At 43.5% G+C, this 17,384-nt stretch carries 17 protein-coding genes; 1 reads left to right on the forward strand and 16 read right to left on the reverse strand.

The genetic code is table 11. The annotated features are described in order from the left end of the window. Positions 1 to 79: 79 nt before the first annotated feature. From alaS to budA, 9 genes are all read right to left on the reverse strand, one after another. Positions 80 to 2,698: an alanine--tRNA ligase gene (alaS, locus tag B7717_RS09385; RefSeq protein ID WP_084944658.1), complete on the reverse strand. Its 2,619-nt coding sequence runs from the start codon at positions 2,696 to 2,698 to the stop codon at positions 80 to 82. Between the two features lie 20 nt (positions 2,699 to 2,718). After that, on the reverse strand, positions 2,719 to 3,204 hold the full coding sequence (locus tag B7717_RS09390; protein ID WP_000847087.1) for an LURP-one-related/scramblase family protein: 486 nt from the start codon (positions 3,202 to 3,204) through the stop codon (positions 2,719 to 2,721). A 257-nt stretch (positions 3,205 to 3,461) separates the two neighbouring features. Continuing rightward, positions 3,462 to 4,532 carry an ABC transporter substrate-binding protein gene (locus tag B7717_RS09395; protein WP_084944661.1) on the reverse strand — a complete coding sequence of 357 codons (1,071 nt, stop codon included), beginning with the start codon at positions 4,530 to 4,532 and terminating at the stop codon, positions 3,462 to 3,464. Next, positions 4,529 to 5,302: an ABC transporter permease gene (locus B7717_RS09400; RefSeq protein WP_042902113.1), complete on the reverse strand. Its 774-nt coding sequence runs from the start codon at positions 5,300 to 5,302 to the stop codon at positions 4,529 to 4,531. Before B7717_RS09400 ends, B7717_RS09395 begins: the two co-directional genes overlap by 4 nt. Beyond that, positions 5,299 to 6,105: an ABC transporter permease gene (locus B7717_RS09405; RefSeq protein WP_084944663.1), complete on the reverse strand. Its 807-nt coding sequence runs from the start codon at positions 6,103 to 6,105 to the stop codon at positions 5,299 to 5,301. Before B7717_RS09405 ends, B7717_RS09400 begins: the two co-directional genes overlap by 4 nt. After that, positions 6,086 to 7,243 (reverse strand): ABC transporter ATP-binding protein, encoded by a 1,158-nt coding sequence (locus tag B7717_RS09410; RefSeq protein ID WP_084944665.1) that lies wholly within the window; start codon positions 7,241 to 7,243, stop codon positions 6,086 to 6,088. The genes B7717_RS09405 and B7717_RS09410 overlap by 20 nt, the downstream gene beginning before the upstream one ends. A 159-nt stretch (positions 7,244 to 7,402) precedes the next feature. Continuing rightward, positions 7,403 to 8,308, reverse strand: a complete 906-nt coding sequence (gene murB, locus B7717_RS09415) for a UDP-N-acetylmuramate dehydrogenase (protein ID WP_000111596.1) — start codon at positions 8,306 to 8,308, stop codon at positions 7,403 to 7,405. A gap of 111 nt (positions 8,309 to 8,419) precedes the next feature. Continuing rightward, the gene (locus tag B7717_RS09420; RefSeq protein ID WP_084944667.1) at positions 8,420 to 9,172 is read right to left on the reverse strand and encodes a YhfC family intramembrane metalloprotease; all 753 of its coding nucleotides are present in this window, start codon (positions 9,170 to 9,172) and stop codon (positions 8,420 to 8,422) included. Between the two features lie 9 nt (positions 9,173 to 9,181). Then, entirely contained in the window at positions 9,182 to 9,913 is a 732-nt protein-coding gene (gene budA, locus B7717_RS09425) for an acetolactate decarboxylase (RefSeq protein WP_084944670.1), read from the reverse strand. 145 nt (positions 9,914 to 10,058) lie between these two features. Here budA and B7717_RS09430 point away from each other — a divergent pair, with 145 nt between their 5' ends. Further along, positions 10,059 to 11,330, forward strand: coding sequence for an aminotransferase-like domain-containing protein (locus B7717_RS09430; protein ID WP_084944672.1), 1,272 nt, complete (start codon positions 10,059 to 10,061; stop codon positions 11,328 to 11,330). Positions 11,331 to 11,349: 19 nt separating this feature from the next. On the opposite strand, the gene B7717_RS09435 is transcribed toward B7717_RS09430, so the two are convergent. The 7 genes from B7717_RS09435 to B7717_RS09465 all read right to left on the reverse strand — a co-directional run bounded on the left by B7717_RS09435 (position 11,350) and on the right by B7717_RS09465 (position 17,241). Next, on the reverse strand, positions 11,350 to 12,165 hold the full coding sequence (locus B7717_RS09435; RefSeq protein WP_049520715.1) for an ABC transporter substrate-binding protein: 816 nt from the start codon (positions 12,163 to 12,165) through the stop codon (positions 11,350 to 11,352). A 156-nt stretch (positions 12,166 to 12,321) separates the two neighbouring features. Beyond that, positions 12,322 to 12,975, reverse strand: a complete 654-nt coding sequence (gene phoU / locus B7717_RS09440; protein WP_042902108.1) for a phosphate signaling complex protein PhoU — start codon at positions 12,973 to 12,975, stop codon at positions 12,322 to 12,324. An 11-nt stretch (positions 12,976 to 12,986) separates the two neighbouring features. Further along, positions 12,987 to 13,745 carry a phosphate ABC transporter ATP-binding protein PstB gene (gene pstB / locus B7717_RS09445; protein ID WP_001287329.1) on the reverse strand — a complete coding sequence of 253 codons (759 nt, stop codon included), beginning with the start codon at positions 13,743 to 13,745 and terminating at the stop codon, positions 12,987 to 12,989. 12 nt (positions 13,746 to 13,757) lie between these two features. Next, positions 13,758 to 14,561 (reverse strand): phosphate ABC transporter ATP-binding protein PstB, encoded by an 804-nt coding sequence (pstB, locus tag B7717_RS09450; RefSeq protein WP_000049851.1) that lies wholly within the window; start codon positions 14,559 to 14,561, stop codon positions 13,758 to 13,760. Between the two features lie 10 nt (positions 14,562 to 14,571). Further along, positions 14,572 to 15,456, reverse strand: a complete 885-nt coding sequence (gene pstA, locus B7717_RS09455; RefSeq protein ID WP_000543051.1) for a phosphate ABC transporter permease PstA — start codon at positions 15,454 to 15,456, stop codon at positions 14,572 to 14,574. Beyond that, the gene (gene pstC / locus B7717_RS09460; protein ID WP_001070948.1) at positions 15,446 to 16,363 is read right to left on the reverse strand and encodes a phosphate ABC transporter permease subunit PstC; all 918 of its coding nucleotides are present in this window, start codon (positions 16,361 to 16,363) and stop codon (positions 15,446 to 15,448) included. Before pstC ends, pstA begins: the two co-directional genes overlap by 11 nt. Further along, the gene (locus tag B7717_RS09465) at positions 16,363 to 17,241 is read right to left on the reverse strand and encodes a phosphate ABC transporter substrate-binding protein PstS (RefSeq protein ID WP_000746360.1); all 879 of its coding nucleotides are present in this window, start codon (positions 17,239 to 17,241) and stop codon (positions 16,363 to 16,365) included. Before B7717_RS09465 ends, pstC begins: the two co-directional genes overlap by 1 nt. Positions 17,242 to 17,384: the final 143 nt, after the last annotated feature.

The raw sequence follows: 17,384 nt of genomic DNA on the forward strand, positions 1-17,384 counted from the left end.
AGTTACAAGTCAAATCCAAGCGGATTTGGCTTTTTAAGTAGGCAAAAAGACCTACCCAAATGGATAGATCTTTATTGTCTTACAATTTACCTGCTACTGCATCCAAGAGTTCTTGAATTTTCGCTTGGTTGCTTCCTCCTGCCATGGCCATGTCTGGTTTACCACCACCACGTCCATCAACGATTGGAGCCAATTCTTTTACCAAATTACCTGCGTGGATGTCTTTGCTCTTGCTAGCTACAAGAACGTTGACTTTGTCACCGATGGCTGCAACTAGGACAAGCACATCAGAGTAGTCTTTTTGTTTCCAGTTATCCGCAAAGGTACGAAGGGCGCCTGCATCTGATACAGAAACTTGGCTTGCAATGTAACGGTGACCGTTGACTTCCATCACATCCTTGAAGACATCGCCTGCGGCTGCGGCTGCGGCTTTTTCTTTCAATTCTGCATTTTCTTTTTGAAGCTGACGGAGTTGTTCTTGAAGCCCTTCAACCTTATGAGGAACTTCCTTGAGTTGAGGGGCTTTCAAGGTTGATGCGACGGCTTTCAAAGCGTCTTCTTGTTCGCGATAAGCTTCAAAGGCTTCCTTACCAGTTACTGCCAAGATACGGCGAGTTCCTGATCCGATTCCTTCTTCTTTGACAATCTTGAAGAGACCAATCTCAGAAGTGTTGCCAACGTGGGTACCACCACAAAGTTCCACTGAGTAGTCACCAATCGTAACAACACGAACTTCCTTACCGTATTTCTCACCAAAGAGGGCCATAGCTCCCATTTCTTTAGCAGTGTCAATATCTGTCTCAACAGTTTCTACAGCAATTGCTTCCCAGATTTTCTCATTGACTTGCTGTTCAATGGCGCGCAACTCTTCAGGAGTTACAGCTTGGAAGTGAGTGAAGTCAAAGCGAAGGAATTCTACTTCGTTCAGAGATCCTGCTTGTGTCGCATGGTGTCCAAGGATATTGTGAAGGGCCGCATGGAGCAAGTGAGTCGCAGTGTGGTTTTTCATGACACGGTGACGACGATTGCTGTCAATAGCCAAGGTGTATTCTTGGTTCAAAGCAAGAGGAGCAAGAACTTCAACAGTATGAAGAGCTTGGCCATTTGGTGCTTTTTGAACATCTATCACAGTAGCCACGACATTTCCAGCAGCGTCCAAGATTTGACCGTGGTCAGCTACTTGTCCACCCATTTCAGCATAGAATGGAGTTTCCGCAAAGATAAGAGAGGCAGTTCCTTCAGAAACAGCTTCTACTTCTGCATTGTCAGCCACGATAGCCACCAACTTAGAAGGCAATTGGCTGGCATTATAGTTGAAGACACTTTCCACTGTAATGTTTTGGAGGGTTTCATTTTGCATTCCCATTGAGCCACCCTTAACAGCAGACGCACGCGCACGTTCTTGCTGTTCTTTCATGGCTGCTTCAAAACCTTCACGGTCTACAGTCATCCCTGCTTCTTCAGCGATTTCTTCTGTCAATTCAACTGGGAATCCATATGTATCGTAGAGTTTGAAGACATCTTGCCCTGCGATAACGTTTTGACCTTTCGCTTTCAAATCAGCTACGATGCCTTGGGCAAAGTGTTGACCTGAGTGAAGAGTACGGGCAAATGACTCTTCCTCGCTCTTCACGATTTTCTCGATAAAGTCACGTTTTTCAAGCACTTCTGGGTAGTAGCTTTCCATGATTTTTCCAACAGTTGGAACGAGTTTATAAAGGAAAGGCTCGTTGATACCCAATTTTTGACCGTGCATAGACGCGCGTCGGAGCAAACGACGAAGAACATAACCACGACCTTCATTTCCTGGAAGGGCACCATCACCGATGGCAAATGAAAGGGAACGGATGTGGTCAGCGATGACCTTGAAGCTCATGTTGTCGCCATCTTGGTCATAAACCCTACCAGACAATTTCTCAACTTCACGAATGATCGGCATGAAGAGGTCCGTTTCAAAGTTTGTCTTAGCCCCTTGGATAACTGCCACCAAACGCTCCAAACCAGCACCCGTATCAATATTCTTGTGTGGCAATTCCTTGTACTCACTACGAGGAACAGCTGGATCGGCGTTAAATTGTGACAAAACGATGTTCCAGATTTCGATGTAACGATCGTTTTCGATATCCTCTGCAAGCAGACGAATACCGATGTTTTCTGGATCAAAGGCTTCTCCACGGTCAAAGAAGATTTCTGTATCAGGTCCAGAAGGTCCAGCACCGATTTCCCAGAAGTTGTCTTCGATTGGGATCAAGTGGCTTGGGTCCACTCCTACTTCAATCCAGCGGTTATAAGAATCTTTATCGTCTGGATAGTAGGTCATGTAGAGTTTTTCAGCAGGAAAATCAAACCATTCTGGGCTTGTCAAAAGCTCATAAGCCCAAGTGATAGCTTCATCACGGAAGTAATCCCCGATAGAGAAGTTCCCCAACATTTCAAACATGGTATGGTGGCGAGCTGTTTTTCCGACATTTTCGATGTCGTTGGTACGGATAGCTTTTTGCGCATTGGTGATACGTGGATTTTCAGGGATAATGGTTCCGTCAAAGTATTTCTTAAGGGTAGCAACCCCTGAGTTGATCCACAAAAGAGTTGGGTCGTTTACTGGAACCAAGCTGACTGATGGTTCGACAGAGTGGCCTTTGCTTGCCCAGAAATCTAGCCACATTTGGCGTACTTGAGCACTAGATAGTTGTTTCATAATATCTCCTTATTACTTGTTTAATTTGATTGGCTTTCCAGCATCTCCACATAGTCAATCGCGACACAGAGGGAAATGACTAGGTCTGCATAAGAGTCTTCATAGACGGTTACGGTGTAAGTTGAGGTCAAATGGAAAATCTCTTTCCGAATCTCGGCAATCACTTGGTCACGATCATCCAGCAATTTGAAATTCAAATCCCAGATATTGCCCTCGATGCGAAGTCCCAGATTATCAAACTCATACTTATCTCGCCAGAAGGTCAACTTCTTACGAATAACGAAATTTGAACCGTTTCGTAGCTGAATAGTAAATCGAGGAAGCAAAGTGAAAAATTCTTTACTAATCTCACTGACTTGCTCACCATAGGCGTCATAGATGGTAAAGGTCTTAGGAATTTGGAAGAAAGATCCCTCCACTTGATAGTTCACTACTCCTCTATCATCCTTGATATCAAAACGTTCGCCTCCAAGACGAAATTTTTGTTTCACGAGAAATGTCTTCATAAACACCTCCAAAAATCAAAAGACAAGTCCATATCACGAAGGGCGAAAAACCGCGGTACCACCTTCATTCAATGAACTTGTCATTCTCTTATTCTTATGCAATTGTCTGATTGAGTAGCATGATTTCCTAGCTTAGATGGCTCGCAGCACCGCCATTTCTCTGGACTAAGACAACTGAAAATCAATTCTCAACTTTCTTATTATATCGTTTTTTAAAGCTTGCGTCAACTGGAAAAGCCGACAATAAACCAAATCTCCTACTTCCGATACATTTTAAACTGTAGGAAGAGGTCGCTATATTTTCCTGTCCATTTATGGTCAAATTTCTCATAAACTTCCAGGTGTTTCATGGTATCAGCGTCTGGATAGAAGGATTTGTCCTCACGAGTCTCCTCTGGGAGCATTTCCTTTGCTGGTAGGTTTGGTGTTGAGTAACCTACATACTCCGCATTTTTCAGAGCATTTTCGGGTTTCAACATAAAGTTGATAAAGGCATAGGCGGCATCTTGATTTTTCACGGTTTTTGGAATAACCATGTTATCAAACCAGAGATTGCTGGCCTCAGTCGGAACGACATACTTGAGGTTAGGATTTTTCTCCAACATCTGGCTGGCTTCCCCAGAGAAAGTCACACCGATAGCAGCGTTGTTCTGAATCATGTAACCCTTCATCTCGTCTGCCACAATGGCCTTGATATTTGGAGTCAGTTTGTAGAGCTTGTCTACCGTTTCTTCCAACTGCTGAGGATCCTTAGAGTTAAGACTGTAACCGAGCGAGTTAAGCCCGAGTCCCAGCACCTCACGCGCCCCATCAAAAAGCATGATGGAATCCTTGTATTCTGGTTTCCAGAGGTCATCCCAATGCTCAGGCGCCTCATCTACCTTGGTTTCATTGTAGACGATTCCCAAGGTCCCCCAGAAGTAAGGGATGGAGAATTTATTGCCCGGGTCAAAAGACTGGTTGAGGAACTCAGGTCCGATATTTTCGATTCCTTCAATTTTTGAATAATCAAGCGGAACCAAGAGGTCTTCGTCCTTCATCTTGTTGATCATGTATTCACTCGGGATGGCAATATCGTAGGTCGTTCCACCCTGCTTGATCTTGGTATACATGGCTTCGTTGGAATCAAAGGTCTCATACTGGACTTGGACTCCTGTTTCTTCTGTGAATTTCTCCAAGAGTTCGGGATCGATATAGTCCCCCCAGTTGTAGATAACCAATTTTTGACTATCTCGACTGTTGATTTTACTATCTAGATGATGGGAAATCCCCCACAAGACAAGGATAATTGCTGCAATTCCTGCTAAAAATGAATAGAGTTTTTTCATGCTTGCTCCTCCTTCTCACGTGAGATAAAGTAATAGCCAACAACTAGGATAATACTAAAGAGAAAGACAAGGGCAGAGAGGGCATTGATTTCTAGCGAAATTCCCTTACGAGCACGAGAGTAAATCTCGACTGACAGGGTTGAAAAGCCATTTCCCGTCACAAAGAAGGTCACGGCAAAATCATCCAGCGAATAGGTGAAGGCCATGAAATAACCTGCAATGATAGACGGAGTCAGGTACGGTAGCATGATTTCCTTAAACATCTGAAACTGGCTGGCACCCAAGTCATAGGCCGCATGAATCATGTCATCATTCATCTCCTTGAGACGAGGCAAAACCATCAAGACCACGATAGGGATGGAAAAGGCCACGTGACTAGATAGAACCGTCAAAAAGCCAAGTGAAAACTTAAGCTGGGTAAAAAGAATCAAGAAGCTAGCACCAATCATAACGTCAGGCGCAACCATGAGGATATTATTGAGTGATAGAAAGGCTTCTTGGTATTTCTTACGAGACTGGTAGATATAGATAGCACCGAAAGTCCCGATAATGGTCGCAATCAAGGCAGCTAGAAAGGCCAAGAAAAAGGTTTGGGTGAGGATCAACATGAGGCGACCATCACCAAACATGGTTTTAAAATGGCTCAAGCTAAAGCCTGTAAAGCTATTCATATCATCGCCAGCATTAAATGCATAGCCAATCAAGTAAAAAATTGGCAAATAAAGGACGATAAAGACAAAGGCTAGGTAGAGATTCGCAAATTTTTTCATCGTTCTCTCCTTTCCTTGGTCACCCACATGGTGATGAACATGGTCAGGATGAGGATCACACCAATGGTAGAACCCATACCGTAGTTGTCATTGGTTAGAAAGTTCTGCTCAATAGCCGTTCCCAGCGTGATAACACGGTTCCCACCAATCAAACGTGTCAGCATGAAGAGACTCAAACTAGGGATAAAGACTGATTGGACACCACTTCTCACCCCGTTCATCGATAAAGGGAAGATGACATGGCGGAAAGTTTCCCACTTGGTCGCACCGAGGTCATAGCTGGCATTGATGAGATTGTTATCCATATCATCCAAGATATTGAAAATCGGCAAAATCATAAAGGGAAGCTCGATGTAGCTTGCGACAAAGATAAAGGAGAAATCGGTAAAGAGCAACTGCTGCGAACCGATTCCGATGAATTCCAAAAATTGATTAATAGAGCCATTTTGACCAAAAATCCCGATAAAAGCATAAGCCTTGAGGAGCAGATTGATCCAGGTTGGCAGGATAATCAGCATGAGCCAGAGTTGACGGTGCTTAAGACGGGTCAAAAAGAGGGCTGTTGGATAGCTGATGAGCAGTGTTACCAAGGTCACAATTCCTGCATAAAGCACAGAATTGAAGCTCATTTTAAGATAGGTCAAGTTTTGTGACGCAAAGTAGGATTTATAGTTTTCTAAACTAAACTGCCCTTCGATGTTGAAAAAGGATTGACCAAAAATCAAGACCAAGGGTGCGAGAACAAAGAGGGCGATCCAAAGCATATAGGGCACTACAAAGAGTTTAGAGGTTGTTTTCTTCATCTCTTTCCTCCTCGATCGCGTTAATCAGACCTGCTTCTTGCTCTTCGATTTCTACGTACTCCTCGATACGTGCATCGAACTCTTCTTCGGTTTCGTTGAGACGCATGATGTGGATGTCTTCTGGTTCAAAGTCCAGACCTATTTCCTCTCCAACGATGGCCTTACGGGTCGAGTGAATCATCCATTCGTTTCCGAGTTCGTCATAGGCGATAATCTCGTAGTGAACTCCACGGAAGAGTTGGGTATCCACCTTGACTTGGAGCTTGCCTTCTTCAGGAAGGGTAATGCGCAAGTCCTCTGGACGAATGACAACCTCAACTGGCTCATTTGGCTTCATTCCCCCGTCGACTGCTTCAAATCTTTTGCCGTTAAACTCAACCAAGTAGTCCTCAATCATGGTTCCTGACAAGATGTTGGACTCACCGATAAAGGTGGCAACAAAGTGGTTGATTGGCTCATCATAGATGTCCACTGGTGTTCCAGACTGAACAATCTCGCCATCGTTCATAACGAAAATCCAGTCACTCATGGCAAGAGCTTCTTCCTGATCGTGAGTGACAAAGACAAAGGTAATTCCCAATCGTTGTTGCAGTTCACGCAGTTCGTACTGCATGTCTGTTCGCAATTTCAAGTCCAGCGCTGACAGAGGTTCATCCAACAAGACCACACGGGGTTGGTTGATGATGGCACGGGCAATGGCCACACGCTGACGTTGTCCTCCAGAGAGTTTACGAATGGAACGCTTCTCGTAACCTTCCAACTGAACCATCTTGAGAACTTCCGCTACGCGTTGTTCGATTTCTTTCTTGTCAATTTTACGCAAGCGAAGCGGAAAGGCAACATTTTCAAACACATTCATATGTGGAAACAAGGCATAGGATTGGAAGACGGTATGGACATCTCGTTTATTAGTTGGGATATCGTTGATCCGTACCCCATCCAGCAAAATATCCCCTGTCGTCGCATCCAGTAAACCTGCAATGATGTTTAGGATGGTTGATTTTCCAGAACCAGATGCGCCTAAAAGGGTGTAGAACTTCCCTTCTTCCAACTCAAAGTTAATGTCTTTGAGAACCTTGGTGTTGCTGTCTTCAAAAACTTTAGAGACGTTGTTGAATTCAATAATTGGTTTTTTCAATTGTCATAAATTCCTTCTTTTTCATAAATTAACAGATCAGGGCTCTGTCAGGCCGCTACTACCTCGTGTAGGAGATTAAACTGCCTACATACATTTTCACTAACGATAGGCTTTCACCCCCTTTACAATGGTTATAGCAGCAACTTTTCTACCCCAACCTTATTCCTTCTCACCCAAGATTCGGACTTCTCTCTCAAGGGTGACACCTGAGTGTTCCTTGACTTTTTCGATAACAGATTGGATCAAGTCTTCGTAGTCTTTGGCCGTTCCGTCAGCAACATTGATCATGAAACCGGCATGCTTTTCAGATACTTCCACACCACCGATACGATAGCCTTTCAAGCCAGCTTCTGAAATCAGCTGTCCTGCAAAATGCCCAACTGGACGCTTAAAGACTGAACCACAAGATGGGTATTCTAATGGTTGTTTGAGTTCACGTAGGTGCGTCAAGCGGTCCATTTCTTGCTTGATAACCTGGTGATTTCCTGGAGCTAGGGCAAATTTAGCTGACAAAACAACAGCCCCAGAATCCTGAATAGCTGAATGGCGGTAACCAAAAGCTAAATTCTTGGCAGATAAGGTCTCGATTTCCCCTTCCTTGGTCAAAATTTGACAAGACTGCAAGATATGAGCAATCTCTCCTCCATAGGCTCCCGCATTCATAAAGACAGCTCCTCCGATGCTTCCAGGAATCCCACAAGCAAACTCAAAACCAGTCAAACTATGACGGAGGGCAATACGTGTTGTTTCGATCAAGTTCGCTCCTGCTTCCGCTTCGATGGTATAGCCATCAACCGAAACGTTATTAAGCTTATCACACAAGATGACAAAACCACGGATTCCACCTTCACGAACGATGATATTGCTGGCATTCCCAAGCACCATCCAAGGAATATTTTCTTGATTGGCAAATTGGACGACACGAGCCATCTCATAGCGATTTCGTGGTAAAACTAGATAATCCGCTCGACCTCCTACCCTGGTATAGGTATAGGTCTTCAAGGGTTCTTTAAAACGAATATCGATTCCTTCTAGGATTTCAAGCATTTTTTCTTTTACTGACATGTCACTCTTCCTTTTTCAAAATTCATTCCATTATACCATTTTTAGAGACATTTGACGACCATAAAAAGAGCTTGTTTTATCATTACATAAAAAAAGAGGTCACCCCTCTTTTTATGATTTTTTCCAAAATGTAAATTTGGTTAGCCAGATAAAGGCTATAAGCTCTACGAGAAGAATGAACTCAACTAGAAGCGGGTTTACAATCCAGCCTACCTGAGATAAGGCTGGAGCCAAGTCAAACAAGGCATGCAAACCATAGGCAGCAAGGAGGTAGATCCATTTCTTTTGACGAACACTTTGATAGACCCAGATAGAGAGACCAATTTGCAGAACCAGAGCAAGCACACGCTCAACTCCTAGTAAATAAACCTGCCATACAGAAAGAGACTGGACCGTTTCGAGTGTCGTCTTTGGAAGAAGATTGGCTACATCAGTATTTGAGGACTGGATGAGTGAAAAGAGGATCAACAAACTGATCAAGCTTCCCATCCCAAGATAGAGCAACTCCAAACCTCCATGTCCCAAGCCATAAGCCAAAGCATCTCGATCTTCTAGCTTTCTCTTTTTCTCCAACCATTTAAAAAAGACAAGGCGGGCAGTTTCCTCAAATAGGGCAGCCATGGCAATCCCGTAAAGAACATATAGGAAGGGTTGCTCTTGCATGAGCGAAATCGTTCCGTCTTTTTTCGGTTGAAGAACTAGAAAGTGGACCATCTTCTCTAACACTTGAGAAGAAACAAAAAATGCGATTGCCCCCAAGCCCATCACTGCAAGAGAGATTTTAAACCGTTTTTTGGCATACCAAGTTCCACTTACTAGAATGAGGACCAAAGCGATCATGGTAAGGATAATATGTAGTGTCATCTTTTTCTCCTATTCCGACTTGTCAATGTCTTTCTTCATTTCGTCAACATTAAATTTAGCAAATAAATACTGGCGATCTTGGACTGGAAAACGTTGGTCCAATTGATCAACAGCTCCCACCTCGATCATGCCTTCCTTGATAACAAAGTCCATCACATGCCCACCAAAAGTCAAATCATCCGAGATAAAGTGCAAATGGTAACCCGCCACACTAACCCCATGGAAAATCTCCGGTGTCCAAAATCCAACGATGGTCCCCGAAATATTTTCACGACTATATTCAGGCTGATGGGTAGCAACCTCAGCAAACTTAGTATCTGTTGTTGATTTGGGAATCATCCGTACATGCATGTGGGCAAATTCCCCATGAATCTTGATGGAACGAAAGAGATTCTCCCCATCATAGTAGGACTCAATTCGCTTTTCCAATTCCTTATCTGTCATCTCAAAGCGCTGGCGGAAAATCACTTCTGCCTGATGGGGAACAACTGCCGCATAAGGGATAAGGGCATCAGGTGCAACCTCAACAATTTCAGGTTGTTCCCCTGAACCCTTAGCTTGATAAGCCTTGCCATCAAGGACAATCAACTCCCCATCAATCGAATCAAGGGTTCCCAAACCAAGGTCACCATGCTCCAACAATTCTCCCACTGTCATGGTTCCGCCATAGAGACCAGCCATTAGGGCACCTAGAGTATTGTATTGAAATAATTTAACCGGTTCCTGCACTTTTCTATCCATTCTCTTTCTTATCTTCTGTTCAATGAATCATCATACTTTCTAAGTATACCACATTTACTCCTAGTTGTGAAAGGGAGAAATGCTTTTCCCATTGCAAAGGAGACAAAAAAAAGGTACAATGTAACAAAATCAACGGAGGTCTGGAATGACAAAGCAAAGTAAGTACCAAGCAGTTGTTTCCTTTCTAAAAAAAGGTATTGAATCAGGAAAATTCCCAACTGGAAGCAGACTTCCCTCCATCCGTCAACTGAGCCAAGACTTCCACTGTAGCAAGGACACTATCCAACGAGCCCTGCTGGAATTACGCCATGAACAATACCTCTATGCCAAACCCCAAAGTGGTTACTATGTTCTGGAGCAAGGACAGCATCAGGACTTGGAAATCGAAGTCACTGACGAACATGCCAGTGCCTATGACGACTTCCGACTCTGCGTCAATGAAACCCTGATAGGCCGAGAAAACTACCTCTTCAACTACTATGACAACCAAGAAGGCCTTGAGGAACTCAGACAATCTGTCCATCAACTCCTCTTTGACCAGGCCCTCTACTGCAAGACCGACCAACTGGTTCTAACATCTGGTACCCAGCAAGCTCTCTTTATCCTTTCTCAGATTGACTTCCCGAGCAAGGGAGCTGAGATTTTGGTCGAACAACCGACTTACCACCGAATGAACCGCCTCTTGGTCGCTCAGGGATTAACCTACCAGACCATTGAACGCCGTATTGATGGCATTGACCTTGAAGAACTGGAAAAACAGTTCAAATCTGGGAAAATCAAGTTTTTCTATACCATTCCTCGCTTCCACTATCCCCTAGGTCATTCCTACTCTGATCAGGAAAAAAGGGCTATTCTGAATCTAGCAAACCAGTATGGTGTTTACATCGTAGAGGATGACTATCTAGGGGACCTAGATCCTAGAAAGGGCCAAACCTTCCACTATCTGGATACTGAGGAGCGGGTCATTTATATCAAGTCCTTCTCAACAAGTCTCTTCCCAGCCCTTCGTATTACTGCTCTCATTCTCCCAAATGCTCTAAAAGAGGCCTTTGTTTCCTACAAAAATATCCTGGACTATGACAGCAATCTTATCATGCAAAAGGCTCTTTCTCTTTACATCGATAGCCAGTTATTTGAAAAAAATCGATTGACCAGACTGACCCTTCAAGAGAACTATCAGGCCCGGATGAAGGAGCTACTTGAAAAAAACACCTGTCCCTTGCCCCACTATCCTCTACATGATGGGCTTCTCCTTGATTTGAGGCACTATCCTAAAATTGCCAGTTTGAAACACAGCTCACTCAAACTAGACTTTTTTGAGAAGGCTTATTTGGATGCCTGTCCTTATCAGTTCGCCAAAGTCACTCTTGAAAATCTAGAAGAGCTATTAGAATACATAAAAGCAGAATTGGATTAAAGTCCAACTCTGCTTTTTCTTATTGTTCAACTTCTGTTAGTTTCGCTGCTTTTTCAAGATAAGTTTGATAGGTTCCGTCATCTTTCAGTTTTTGGATAACCTTATCTACTACTGCTTTCAAGTCTGATTGATCCTTCTTGATAGCAACGGCATTGGCTTCGCCATCTTTCATTGTCAAGTTAACAGATGCAACGACAAGGTCTGAGTTTTTACCTGCGTAGCTAAGAGCAACTGGTTCATCCATATGAACAGCATCCACTTTTCCAGCCTGCAATTCATTGACGGCTTCCCCCATATTGGTCAAGGATGTCAACTGGGCATTTGGCAATTGTTCCTTGACCATGGTTTCTGGCACAGTTCCCTTTTGAGCTGCGATATTGGCACTTGCGAGGCTTGAAAGATCCTTGTACTTGTCTAAATCGGCTTTTCTAACCAAGAAACTCATCTTATTTTCATAGTAAGGGATTGAAAAGTCAAAGACTTCCTTTCTTTCATCTGTGGCACTAATTCCTGCAATAGCCAAGTCAGCCTTTCCAGTTTGAAGGCTGGTCAAGACATTGTCAAAACTCATACTTGAGATTTCAAGTTTAACCCCAAGCTCGTCCGCAATCGCTTGAGCCATATCAATATCTGCACCAACCACTTGGTTTTTACCATCTACCAAGGATTGGAATTCAAACGGCGCATAGTCTGGGCTGGTCGCAACGACTAGCTTTCCTTTTTGTTTGATAGCGTCCACAGCAGACTGGGAACTATCCGTACCTGACTGGCAAGCTACTAGAACCACACTGGCAAGCATGCTACACACAACTAATATCCATTTCTTAAATTTCATAAATAAACGACCTTTCTGTTAATTCTGAATAATTATAACTCTTTTAAAAATAGTTGTCAACCCTTTTAGAGATTTTGATTGTAAAACAATTCTTTTCATAAAAAAGAAGACTGATTTATTTTAATCAGCCTTATTTCTGTATATTTAAACCGTTTCTTATAGTTCGACAATCTTACCTGTTTCAAAGTAAACAACCCATTCGCAGATATTTTTTGCGTAGTCTCCAATACGTTCCAAGAAGGAAATAACCTGGAAGTAATCGCGTCCTGTAACAATGGCTTCAGGATTTTTCTTGATTTCTTCTGTAGCCAATTCACGAATGCTGTCAAAGTAATGGTTGATTTTTTCGTCCATCGTTGCTACTTCGTAGGCTTGATCCACAGACCCGTTGAGATAAAGATCTAGAGCTGCTTCGACGAAGTTTTTCACGTCGCGTCCCATCTTTTTGATTTCTTCTTCAACAGAAGGGATACGTTGCTCCCCCTTCATACGAATAGTCGCCTCAGCGATAGACACAGCATGATCTCCCATGCGTTCCACGTCTGACACTGCCTTGAGAACGGTCAAGACGGTACGAAGGTCTTGCGAAACAGGTTGTTGGAGGGCAATCATTTCAAATGATTTCTTTTCCAACTTCACTTCATATTCATTTACTTCTGCATCGTCTTCGATGACTTCTTTTGCCAAATCACGGTCATGCGTAACAAAGGCACGCACTGTACGATTGATCTGCGAGAGCACTTCTTGTCCCATAGCATAGAACTGGTTGTGCAATTTCTCCAAATCTTCTTCAAATTGAGATCGTAACATCATTCAACTCCTTATCCAAATTTTCCTGTAATATAATCTTCTGTTTCCTTGTTTTGTGGGTCTAGGAACATCTTCTTCGTATCGTTAAACTCGATCAAATCCCCATCTAGGAAAAATCCTGTTTTATCAGAGATACGTGAGGCCTGTTGCATCGAACGCGTTACCAAGAGCATGGTGTATTTATCTTTCAGACCATACAAGGTTTCCTCAATCTTACCTGCAGAAATAGGATCCAAAGCTGAAGTTGGTTCATCTAAGAGGATAATTTTCGGACTGGTTGCTAAGACACGAGCAACACAAACACGTTGTTGTTGTCCACCTGAGAGACCAATGGCTGAATCATGCAAACGATCCTTTACTTCATCCCAGATAGAAGCACGTTGCAAGGCCTTTTCTACTGCTTCATCTAGAACTTGCTTGTCCTTAACTCCATTGATACGCAGCCCATAGACAACATTTTCGTAGATAGACATAGGGAAGGGATTGGGCTGTTGAAAGACCATACCGATTTCCTTACGCAATTCAACCGTATCGGTGCGGGGGCTGTATATATTGTGACCATTATAGACTACTGAACCTGTTGTTGTCACTTCAGGATTTAGATCGCCCATGCGGTTGATAGCTTTGAGCAGGGTAGACTTTCCTGATCCAGAAGGACCAATCAAGGCCGTTATTTCCTTAGGTTGGAAAGAAAGGGAAACACTATTCAAGGCCTTCTTTTTATTGTAATAAACGGACAGGTCTGACACCTGTAAAATCGCTTCTGACATACCGTTTCCTTTCTAACCAAAGTGTCCCGTTACATAGTCATTGGTTGACTGTAACTTAGCATTCTGGAAAATATTGGAGGTCTTATCGTACTCAATCAAATCACCCAAGTAGAAAAATCCTGTGTAGTCACTCGCACGCGCAGCCTGTTGCATACTGTGGGTAACGATGATGATGGTAAAGTCCTTCTTCAATTCCAACATGGTTTCTTCCAGCTGGGCTGTCGCAATCGGATCCAAGGCTGAAGCAGGCTCATCCATCAAGAGGATATCTGGCTTGACAGAGATGGCGCGAGCGATACAGAGACGTTGTTGCTGACCACCAGAAAGCATCAAGGCTGATTTGTGTAGGTCATCTTTGACCTGATCCCATAGGGCGGCCTGACGAAGAGAGGTTTCTACAATTTCATCAAGGACTTTCTTATCCTTAACACCTGCACGTTCGTGTGCAAAGGTGATGTTACGGTAGATTGATTTAGCAAATGGATTTGGACGTTGGAAGACCATTCCGATATGCTTGCGCATCTCATAGACATTGATTTCTGGACGGTTGACGTCAATCCCTCGGTAGAGGATTTGACCTGTGACCTTGGCAATATCAATGGTATCATTCATCCGATTGAGACTGCGAAGATAGGTAGATTTCCCAGATCCAGAAGGACCAATCAAGGCTGTAATTTTATTTTTTTCAAATTGCATATCGATGCCCTTGATGGATTCATTTTTACCATAGTAAACATGTAAATCCTTAGTAGAGAGGGCCACTTTTTCTTCAGGGAAAGTGATGATATGCTTTTCATCCCAGTTATATTTTGACATGGCTTCTCCTTTAGGCAGCGGTTAATTTCTTGTGTAAATAGCTTCCGAGTTTGCGAGCTCCAAAGTTAAAAATCAAGATAAAGATGAGGAGCACGGCGGCAGAACCAGCAGATACAATGGTAGCATCAGGAATGGTTCCTTCACTGTTGACCTTCCAGATGTGGACAGCTAGGGTTTCTGCTTGTCGGAAGATTGAGATAGGGCTGGTAACACTGAGGACATTCCAGTTAGACCAGTCAAGGGCTGGAGCGGATTGTCCTGCCGTATAGATAAGAGCGGCGGCCTCACCAAAGATACGGCCAGATGCCAAGACAACACCCGTTACGATACCTGGAAGGGCTTCTGGAATGACGACATGGACCACAGTCTCCCAACGAGAAATTCCAAGGGCCAGACCAGCCTCACGTTGTGTATGGTGAACGTGTTTTAAACTGTCCTCAACATTTCGAGTCATCTGAGGAAGGTTAAAGACTGTCAAGGCCAAGGCACCTGAAATGATTGAAAATCCATACTCAAACTGGACTACAAAGATCAAGTAACCAAAGAGACCCACAACGACTGATGGTAGAGAAGACAAAATCTCAATACAGGTACGAATAAAATTAGTCACAGGTCCTTTTTTGGCATACTCAGCGAGGAAAACACCAGCACCCATAGATAGCGGAACAGAAATGATCAAGGTAATGACCAAAAGGAAGAAGGAATTGTAGAGCTGAATCCCGATACCCCCACCTGCTTGATAAGAGGAGGATTTCCCAGTCAAGAAAGACCAAGAGATATGCGGTAACCCTCTCACCAAGATATAGAGAATCAAGGATGCCAAGATGGCAACGATGATACCCGCGATGGTATAGAGGACAGCTGTTGCAAGTTTATCTAATTTCTTAGCGTGCATAGTTTTTCTTTCCTCTTTCTTTCGTAATCAATTTAATCACACTGTTAAAGGCCAAACTCATCAAGAGCAATACCAAGGCCAGTGACCAGAGAACGTTATTATCAACCGTTCCCATGACGGTATTTCCTATACCCATAGTCAATACAGATGTCAAGGTCGCAGCTGGTGTTGTTAACGAGGTTGGGATAACTGCTGAGTTTCCGACAACCATCTGAATAGCAAGGGCTTCACCGAAGGCACGCGCCATCCCAAAGACCACTGCAGTGAAAATACCTGAACGTGCTGCTTTCAAGGTCACACGCCAGATGGTTTGCCAACGAGTGGCTCCCATAGCTAAACTAGCTTCACGGTAATGACGAGGAACAGCACGCAAGCTGTCTGTTGTCATAAAGGTTACAGTTGGTAGGATCATGACAAAGAGAACGAAAATCCCTGACAAGATCCCAAAACCAGTTCCACCAAAGACGCCACGGACAAAAGGCACCACAACTTGCAAACCGATAAATCCATAGACTACTGAAGGAATACCGACGAGGAGTTCAATGGCTGGTTGCAAAATTTTTGCACCCTTTGGTGAGACTTCTGTCATAAAGACTGCAGCACCAATAGCGAAGGGAGTTGCGATGAGGGCTGATAAAATCGTCACAATAAAGGAGCCCAAAATCATCGGAAGGGCACCAAATTGTTTCCCTGAAGGATTCCAAGTTTGTCCAAAAAGGAAATCAAAGATGTTGACCCCATTGACAAAGAAGGTCGATAAGCCTTTTTGGGCTACAAAAATCAAAATCATGGCCACAATGATAACAATCAAAGAAAGGCAAGTGAAGGTCAAACCTTTACCAAACTTCTCAAGGCGAGAGTTCTTTGAAGGAGAGAGTAATTTTTTTGATAATTCTTCTTGATTCATTATTGACCTCCTTCTACTGCTGTAACGGTACCTGAAGCATCCTTTTGGACTTTCATTTCATTGATAGAGATATAGCCCATGCCCTTAACAATTCCATTTTGGGCTTCATCTGAGAGGACGAAATTCAGGAATTCAGCAGCTAACTCATTTGGCTGACCAAGTGTGTACATATGTTCATAAGACCACAAAGGCCAGTTGTTGGTCGTTACATTCTCAGATGTAGGTTCATACCCATTCAGTTTCATGCTTTTCACGGAGTCATCTACATAGGCAAAAGCCAGGTAAGAAATGGCTCCAGGGGTTTGGGATACAATGGACTTGACCATCCCGTTAGAATCCTGTTCTTGACTCTGCATTGCCGCTTGGCCATTCATAACCACCGTATCAAACGTCGCTCGTGAACCAGAACTTGCTGCTCGGTTGATGATTGAAATGGCCAGGTCTTTGCCCCCAACTTCTTTCCAGTTGGTCACTTCACCTGTAAAGATTTTGCGAAGTTGCTCGGTTGTGAGATTTTCAACATCCACTTCCTTGTTTACAATCACTGCAAGACCAGCCACTGCAACCTTGTGGTCTACCAGAGCTGAAGCATCGATTCCTTCTTTTTCCTCTGCAAAGACGTCAGAGTTCCCGATGTCAACTGCTCCAGACTGGACTTGAGATAGGCCTGTACCCGATCCTCCACCTTGAACATTGACTGTTTTTCCGATGTTTCTAGAACCAAATTCATCTGCTGCCGCTTCGACAAGAGGCTGAAGAGCAGTTGAACCAACGGCTGTCATGGATTCTCCACGATCAATCCAGCTAGCGCATCCTGCTAGAGAACCTGCCATCAAAAGAGCTGCAAGAGACATGACGAGCTTTTTTCTTTTTTTCACTGTTATTCTCCTTGAACATAATGATAAATGTTCTGATTTCTTCCGTTTGTCCTGATCATCTAATTATCATCAATGATTGTCCCGCTTTATTTTATCTAGTCATTCTTAGGAGCGGACAATTCCATCGTATAATATAAGTAATA

The organism is Streptococcus oralis subsp. oralis (genome assembly GCF_002096495.1).
In the GTDB taxonomy this organism is placed as follows: Bacteria; Bacillota; Bacilli; order Lactobacillales; family Streptococcaceae; genus Streptococcus; species Streptococcus oralis_CU.